We start from the raw sequence: 8298 nt of genomic DNA on the forward strand, positions 1-8298 counted from the left end.
TGGGTAGTACTTCATGTTGAACGTAGCACCTGACGTGTCTGCGAGCGTACCGCTGCAGACATTCAAGTCGGCATTTAAATCGGTTGCTGCATTTTACGGTCGCCCGAACTCGGATACTGTGCTGTTTTCGGGAATTCCGGACGAAATTCTCGAAGCCATGGAGCTGGATGACGTCGAGCGACTATCGGAACGCGTCGGTCTGCAAGTCCTGAAGCACAAGGAACGAGATTGCCGGCTCGGTAATTTCGACTGTCCCGCCATCGTCACCTTTGCTGACGGCGGCGTGCTTCCATTGCTCGAAGTGGCCGAAAACGGCTCTTATGTCACTGATGTCGTGCCGGTCGCCGGGATGCCGGCCCGCTTGACGCGGGATGAGCTTGCCGCGCTCAATCCGCAGGCCGCGTTCGCCTTCACGCTTTTCTATCAAAATGCATCGGAAGAAGCGCGTGTTGGCCATGCGATGGAGATCGAAAAGCGGCACTGGCTCGCGACGACGCTGGCGCCCTACTGGCGCACCTATGCTCGCGTCATGCTAGCGGCGCTGTTTATCAACATCATCGCGCTCGCCTCGCCGCTCTTCACCATGAATGTTTACGACCGGGTGCTGCCGAACAAAGCGTTTCCAACGCTTTGGATGCTGACCACCGGGATATCGCTGGCCTATCTTTTCGATTTCCTGCTGAAGACGGCCCGGGCGTCGCTGATCGACTATGCCGGCCGCAAGGCGGATTTGCGTTTGTCGCAGCTGATCTTCGACAAGATCCTGAATTCGACGCTGGCTTCGCGACCGATGTCGACGGGCGAATATGCCAACCGCGTATCACAATATGAATTCGTGCGCGAATTCTTCACTTCGAACACCATCGGCGTGCTGATCGACAGCCTCTTCGTCGTCATCTTCCTGATCGTCATCTATTTGATCGCCGACTGGCTAGTGGTTATTCCGGCCGTCGCCTTCGTTCTGTCCGTCGTGATCGGCCTCGTGGCCCAGGCGCAAATTGGCAAACGCATGGCGACTGCGACGAATGAAGCATCGCGCCGCCAGTCGCTGCTCGTCGAGACAATTTCGACGATCGAGACATTAAAGAGCCTGCGCGCCGAGGCGACCATGTTGCGCCGCTGGCAGGAGTTGACGAAATATTCGAGCCGTACCAGCGAGGATATCAAGCACATCTCGTCGAACGCCATCAACATGACGATGTTGTTGCAGCAGATGGTCAGCGTGCTCATCGTCGTTGCAGGTACCTATGAATTCGCCGACGGAAAAATCGCTATGGGCGCAATCGTCGCTACCGTCATGCTGGCGAGCCGCGCTGGTGCGCCCTTCGGGCAGATCGCCATGACCCTGGCGCGCTTCCGCCAGGCCACCATGTCGCTGCGCATTCTCGATAAGATCATGGAGCAGCCCGATGACCGTCCGTCGACCGTCGGTTTCGTCAACCGGCAGATCCGCAGCGGCGGATTCAGCTTCCAGAACGTTTCTTTCCAATATCCGGGTTCCGACCAGGCGGTCATCAATCAGCTGTCCTTCACGGTCGCCCCCGGTGAGAAGATCGGGATTATCGGCCGGATCGGTTCGGGCAAGACGACGCTCGGCCGGTTGCTCGACGGGCTTTTCCAGCCGACCAGTGGCCGCGTTCTGATCGATGGTGTCGATATCCGCCAGTATCACATGGCCGAGGTGCGCGCCGCTGTCGCCGTCGCCGGCCAATCGTCGGACCTGTTCTCCGGCACGGTGAAAGAAAATCTGCTGCTCGGTCGGGCCGATGCCAGCGACGAGGAGTTGCTGGCCGTCTCGCGCATGACCGGCGTCGAGGAATTCGTTGCCGTTCACCCGCGCGGTTTCGATATGCCGGTCGGCGAGCGCGGTGCGAACCTGTCGAACGGGCAAAAGCAGGCGTTGACCATCGCCCGCCTGCTCCTGACCCGACCGAAGATCGTCTTCCTCGACGAGCCGTCGGGCGCCATGGATCTCGCGAGCGAGCGCCATCTGATCAGCAAGCTGACCAATGCCTTCGGTCCGCAAACGACGATGCTGGTGGCGACCCATCGCCATAGCATGCTGGAGCTGGTCGACCGTCTGATCGTCATCGACAAGGGCCGTATCATTGCCGATGGCCCGAAGAACGCCGTCATCGAGGCCATGCAGCGCAAGGTGGTGCAATAATGCGTGCCTCTCATCACAATATCCACGACAATCCGCCATTTTTCGCACGGCTGATCCTTGGCCTCTGCGCCTTGATGATCGCCGCCTTCATTGCCTGGGCCGCCTTGGCCGACATCGACGAGATCGCCCGCGGCGAGGGGAAGGTGATCCCGGTATCGAAGACGCAGATCGTGCAGTCGTCGGAGCCCGGCATCGTCCAGCAGATCAATGTCAATCTCGGCCAGGTCGTCCACAAGGGCGATCTCCTGGTCCAGCTCGACAATACCACGACGCAATCGACGCTCGGCGAATCGGTGGCCAAGGCTCGATCTCTCGGCGCCAGGGTTGTGCGTCTCGCCTTGGAGGAGGCGGGCACCTACGATGTACAATTCGTCTGCCCGGCTGATATTCTGGCCGCTGCCAAGGACGTCTGCAACAACGAACAAAAGCTTTTCGAGGCGGATCGTGCCAGCTATCAAAACAAGCTTAATGTTCTCGATCAGCGTCTGAAGCAGCACCAGAACGAGCTGGACGAGGCCCATGCCAACATAGACCGCTTGACGCAAAATATCGTCGGAGCCCAGAAGCACTATGATCTGCTGAAGCCGCTCGGCGAGAAGAAGCTCGTCGCCGAAACGGAAGTGCTAAAGGTCCATCGGGACCTGGTCGACCTGCAAGGTCAGCTCAAAGTCTATGTTGAAAGTCTGGATCGGCTGCAGGCTGCGGTGAAGGAGGCGACCCTGCAGGTCGGCGACCTCGGGCTGCAGTTGCGCCAGCAGGCATTGACCGACAAGGGGCAGGCGCTGGCGGAACTCTCCGTCGTCGATGAGACGATCCGCGGGGTATCGGACCGAGTGAAGCATACCGATATCCGCTCCCCGGTCGACGGCATCGTCAATACGCTGGAGGTCAATACGATCGGCGCCTATGTTGAAGCAGGCAAGGTCATCGCCGGTGTCGTGCCAACAGCCGACAGTCTGTTGATCGAGGCGAAGATCTCGCCCCGCGACGTTGCCTTCGTACGCGCCGATCAGCCGGCGGTCATCAAGATCTCGGCTTATGATTTCTCGATCTTCGGTGCGCTGGACGGCAAGGTCGTTAACATCTCTGCCGATAGCCTTGTCGATAAGGACAAGAACGAGACCTATTATCTCGTGCGCATCAAGACCGACAAGTCGGCGCTGGAACGCGACGGTAAGCGCTATCCGATCATCCCCGGCATGGTGGCTTCGGCCGAGATCATAACCGGCCGCAAGGCGATCCTCACTTATCTGATGAAGCCGATCAATAAGGCGCGCTCGGAAGCGCTGACGGAACGGTGAGGTAGGTCATGCGCAAGGGAGCCGGGAAAGACGAAGCCGCGATGATAGTCCGCGAAGAAGCTTTGCCATCGGTCGATGGTGACGAGATGGAGCCGCGTTTCCGCGCCGTGACCGGCGGCGGCGAGCGTCGCGGAATTCGCCTGGAGCGGATCTATTGGGATGGCCTCGGGCGGATGTCGGAAGCACGCGGCATCAGCATCGGTGACTTGGTTTATCACATGGCGGCCGAAATGCCGGAAACCGGCAATCTCACCTCTTTATTGCGCGTGCTGAGCTTCAAATGGGCGCTGAGCCGGCTTGATGCCGTCGAAGACGTCGCGTCGCTGACCAATCTCAACGCGGTCCTTCAGGCGTCGCCGACGCCGGCGGTGGTGCTGACGCAAGAGCGCGGAATCAAGCTCTTTAACGATGCCTTCCTGAAGATGCTGCGCCATCGCCTGCCGCTGATCGACGATGTCCAGCAGACGGCGCGCACGCTACGCTTGTCGATCGACACCCAGATCGAAGAGGTGCTCTCCGTCCTATCGGACAATCGTGGAAAGACGCTGAACACCGGCTTCAAGATCGGCCTCGGTTCGCAATCGCTGACCGGCCAGATCAGTCTGGCGCTGGCGCCGACATACGAGGCGCCAATGCTGATCGGTTATATTTCCTTGTAATGAGAATGTTGTCACCTTCGCTGAGTGCGGCGCTCGTTCCGTACTAACGAAAAGGCGAGTCCGATCAGTGGATCTCGCCTTCGCCAGGGGCCACCTTGGCGAGCGGCATTGCCGCAGCAACCGCTTGCGCACGAGGATCGCGGGAGCCATGTAGATAGCCGCGGCCGGCGACAATCGAATAGAGCGGCAGGTATTCTGCAATGCGCTTGTCTGACAAAACCTCATCGCGCATGTTGTCGAGGATGAGATTGTTGCCGTTGACGGAGACCGACAGGACGGCGTGGTAGAAATGCCGCTGCTGGTCGAAGAGTACGACCAGCGTCATGTGGTCGAGATCAACGCCTGCATTGTAGAGGGCAGCCATCTTCAATATGGCATAGTCCTCGCAGTCGCCCTGCTGGTTGGCCAAGGCCTCGCTCGGCTTCGCCCAGTAGTCCGTCACATGATAGGTTTCCATGTCGCTGGCGTAGCGAATGGCATGGTTGACGGTGAAATTGATTGTGTTGATCTTGTCGCGGATCGAGGCGCCGGCAACCTTTGTCTCGGCGGCTGCGACGGCGGCGGCCGCTGCGTCGCATCCACCCGCGCCGCAATCGAGCGCTTTGCCGGACCGGATCTCGGCGAGTGGGCCGGCGAACTTGTCGAGCGCCGCAAGATGCTTGAAGGGAATGGCGACGGTTCCGAACACCGAGTCACCCATCGGGGTGTTGGACGGCTTTGCGGGATGTGCCGGCTGGAACGGGGCCGTATCGTTATGCGAAAGGCCGGCCGGCTCGACAGCGAGGCTCTGGTTTAGCGCAGCAAGGTTGATGCCCCCAATCGCCTTCGCCGCGTTTCCGACGGTTGGCGCAAAGAGATCGATGGCTGTGTCGAACAGCGGATCCTGAAGCAGGTTGATGACCGGGCGGACAGTATCGCCGGTCGCCGCCAGACAGGTGATCGGTGACGACAGGCCAAAGGCAAAGGAAGCTGCAGCAAGTGCTGCAAGTATATTTTTATTGCTCTTGCGTTCCATTGGCGCTTAATTCTCCCTGGATGAGAGAATAATGCGCGATATATCTGAATACGGCGTTCGGAAACGTCGATAATCTAAGTATAAATTGAGCGATCAAATAAGTATAAAATTCTAGAGGGTTTGGTGGGAAATCGTTAAGGACGATGTTACCGTCCGTGCCGAAGTGATCCGGCATGGCGCGGGAGCCTGCCGACGAGGCAGTGTAACAGCAGCGGCGACAGCGCGCTCTGGCGCGCGCTACGCTCGATGCGGTTGTCTGTGTCAGAACGACTGTGAGGGCTGCACGGCGACCTTCAGCTTGCCGCCGTCGATCGTATTGATCACCATTTTGCGCTCCACCATGCCGGCGGCACTGAAGCGGAAGAGCCCTGTCGTGCCTCGGAAACCGACCTTGTTCATTAGGTTGGCCGCGGTGATGGCTTGCGGTCCCTGGGAACGAATGAGGCCGGAAACGATCGCCATGGCGTCGTAGCCATAGGCGCCATAGGTTGTCAGCGGGTGGTTGAAGTGGCGCTGGTAGCGCTCGGCAATGAGCCCGCTGCCTTGCGTATCGTCGGTCGCGACAAATGCGCCTGCCGCTGCCGGCGTCGTATAGACCGCTTGCGGCCACTTGCTGGTGCCCACCAGCGCCTGAGCGGGAATGGCGGCACTGCGCACGGCGCTCGCCACCATGCCGACTTCCGACGTGCTGCCGAGAATGACCACGATTTCGGCCGACTGGATGAGCGGCCGGTTCTTGGTAACGATATCCGCGGCCTGATCGCTTGCGCCATAACGGCCAAGGCCCATGAAAGTGTTGCCACTATTCCAGAGGGCGTTGCTCAACCTCGTGCTGTCGGATTGAGAAAAATCCGCAGGCACCAGCGCCGATATCTTTTTATGACCTCCGGGACCGGCCGCCTTGACGCCCTCGGCCGCGCTATCGATTTCGTCCGAGGCCAGGTTGAAGACATCGCCACCGGTCGCGGCCATAGCACTCGCGAGATTAAGCAATGGCGGGCGTTGGGTGGGGGGAATGGCGGCGATGGCAGCTATCTCGGCCGGCGGCAGATAGCTGACGATCAGCGCGGCATTTCGGCCCTTGGCTGCTGAGACCAGCGCGGGAATGTTGGTAAGACCTTGGCCGACATCCTTTACGCGCAGCCGAACCTGATTGTTGCCGAGCTCGCCGACGCCGAGAATCGCCCCGTCGCGCGCGTCGCGGGCCGGACCTTCGTAGAGACCTGCGGCGCCCTTGCGCAGCAGCAGCGTGATTTCCGTACCGCTATCGCCCCCATAAGTTTCCTCGATGGCGGTGGACGGCATTTTCACGTTGTCAGTCTTGCTGTTGCTAGCCAGGCCGATACCGTCCATCTGGCAGCCGGCGAGCCCGGCGCAGAGGATAAGAGCAGCACCGCCTGCTCTTTGCTGATGTCGTCTGCGCGGCAGCCATTCAGTAAAAAGGCTCAACGGAAGGCTGATCGCAAACGGCACTACTCACTCCCCATTCTCAAAAACAGGCTGCGACAGCCTATAATGGCGCCATTTGCACACGGCGACTGGCGGAAAGTCAAGCGGTATACTTAAGGAGTGGTTCTTCGGTTGAGTTAACCATGGGTAAATATTTCTGCGATCTTGCATAACCGGCTATATCTGTGAGGTTAACGAAGTATTGCAATCACTCCGCTCCCGTAATTGATTGGCGCCACATTACGAGACACCGGGAGCCATACCTATGGAAGATTCACGCATTTCGACCGTAGACCACGAAGCGGTTACGCACGATTTCGCATCGAGCGACCGGAGCGAGGGTCTCGCAGCCGAGATCAATGCGTATCGGCCGCTGCCGTTGTCGCAGAATGCTGATGTCGCCGCGTTCGAGCTGGCACAGGCCGCAGAGCAGCAGGCGAACGGCAAGACTGCACGCCCCAACGCTAACGAGCCGCAAAACGCCGACGCCCGCCAGCCGATCCAAATCGTGCCGGACAATGGCAACGTCGTCCATCTGCCGCCGAATACCTCGATCGATGATATCCACGTCGAAGGACGCAACCTTGTTCTCATCCAGGCCGACGGCACGCGCATCGTCATCATCAACGGCGCGCTGAACGTCCCGACCTTCCTGATCGGCGAAGTCACGCTGCCACAGCAGGCAGTCGTCGCTGCCCTGCAGCAGCAGGGCGTCAACGTCGCTGAAGGGCCTGATGGTTCGGTTCACGCCGGCAACAGCACGAACTCCGGCCACCAGTTCACTGATAGTCAGGCCGGAAATGCCCGTACGCCGCTGAACCTGCTTGGCCTCCTCGGCCCCGGCGGCGTGATCGGCAATGGTAACGGCGGCACCAACACCCAGGGTAACCAGGCTGGCAATCGGGGCAATGGCCAGGTCAGTCAAACCCAACAGACCGTCGCGCCCTTGGATGCCACGGCAGATACCGGTTCGGTGAAATCCGGTGCGACGATCTCGTCGGATGCGGCGCATGGCGTGCTTGCCAATGACGTGACGACTGTCGGCGGTCTTCAGGTGGTCGGCGTTGCCGCAGGCAGCACGGAGACGGCGCAGTCCGGCCAAGTCGGCAGCGCGATCGCTACCTCGTTCGGGACGCTGACGCTGAGCGCGGATGGCTCGTACAGCTATCATGCCAACCCGAATGAGAGCGGTACGGATACCTTCACCTATACGGTCAGGGATGCCAATGGTACCCAGTCGACGACGACGCTGACCTTCACGGTGACGGACGGCCGGACGAGCCAGCCTGAGACGGCAGATCCGACGAAGCTGTCGGAAGCCAATCTTGAGAGCGGTACGTCTCCGTCGGAAGAGGCCTTGACGGCGCAGGGCAGCATCACGCTCGCCGATCCTGACAATCCGCATATTACCGGTGTCACCAACAGCCACGGCGATGCGGCCACGGTCGATGCGAAGAGCGGCGACTGGCAGATCCAGGGCTCCTACGGCACGCTGTCGATCGATGCGGACGGCAAGTACAGCTACACGCTGACGACGGCGGGTGTGCATGCCGGCGGCGAGCAGGAGACGTTCACCTATACGGTGACGGACGCACACGGCAACATCACCACCTCGACACTGAGCTTCACGATTGCCGACGATGCGCCGATCGCCACGGCGGACACCGGTTCGCTGCAGTCGGGCGTGACGGTCGCCGCCGATGCGGT

At 60.1% G+C, this 8298-nt stretch carries 6 protein-coding genes; 4 read left to right on the forward strand and 2 right to left on the reverse strand.

The window, feature by feature from the left end; all coding sequences use genetic code 11:
* The first annotated feature begins 13 nt into the window (after window positions 1-13).
* The 3 genes from GA0061102_RS14645 to GA0061102_RS14655 are packed head-to-tail and all read left to right on the forward strand — an operon-like array spanning window position 14 to window position 4127.
* Entirely contained in the window at window positions 14-2167 is a 2154-nt protein-coding gene (locus tag GA0061102_RS14645) for a type I secretion system permease/ATPase (RefSeq protein ID WP_092849281.1), read from the forward strand.
* On the forward strand, window positions 2167-3468 hold the full coding sequence (locus GA0061102_RS14650) for an HlyD family type I secretion periplasmic adaptor subunit (RefSeq protein WP_092849290.1): 1302 nt from the start codon (window positions 2167-2169) through the stop codon (window positions 3466-3468). Before GA0061102_RS14645 ends, GA0061102_RS14650 begins: the two co-directional genes overlap by 1 nt.
* An 8-nt stretch (window positions 3469-3476) precedes the next feature.
* A complete protein-coding gene (locus tag GA0061102_RS14655) occupies window positions 3477-4127 on the forward strand; it encodes a ribbon-helix-helix domain-containing protein (protein ID WP_092849299.1) in 651 nt (216 codons plus the stop codon).
* 64 nt (window positions 4128-4191) lie between these two features.
* On the opposite strand, the gene GA0061102_RS14660 is transcribed toward GA0061102_RS14655, so the two are convergent.
* A complete protein-coding gene (locus GA0061102_RS14660) occupies window positions 4192-5142 on the reverse strand; it encodes a transglutaminase-like cysteine peptidase (RefSeq protein ID WP_092849302.1) in 951 nt (316 codons plus the stop codon).
* Window positions 5143-5403: 261 nt separating this feature from the next.
* Complete coding sequence (locus GA0061102_RS14665; protein WP_092849305.1) at window positions 5404-6615, reverse strand: type 1 periplasmic-binding domain-containing protein; 1212 nt, start codon at window positions 6613-6615, stop codon at window positions 5404-5406.
* Between the two features lie 241 nt (window positions 6616-6856).
* Between GA0061102_RS14665 and GA0061102_RS14670 the strand changes: the two genes are divergently transcribed.
* The coding region (locus tag GA0061102_RS14670; protein ID WP_167667990.1) for an Ig-like domain-containing protein at window positions 6857-8298 on the forward strand (1442 nt) is incomplete at its 3' end.

Origin of the sequence: Martinezella miluonensis, from assembly GCF_900094545.1 — a bacterium.
Lineage (GTDB): Bacteria > Pseudomonadota > Alphaproteobacteria > Rhizobiales > Rhizobiaceae > Rhizobium > Rhizobium miluonense.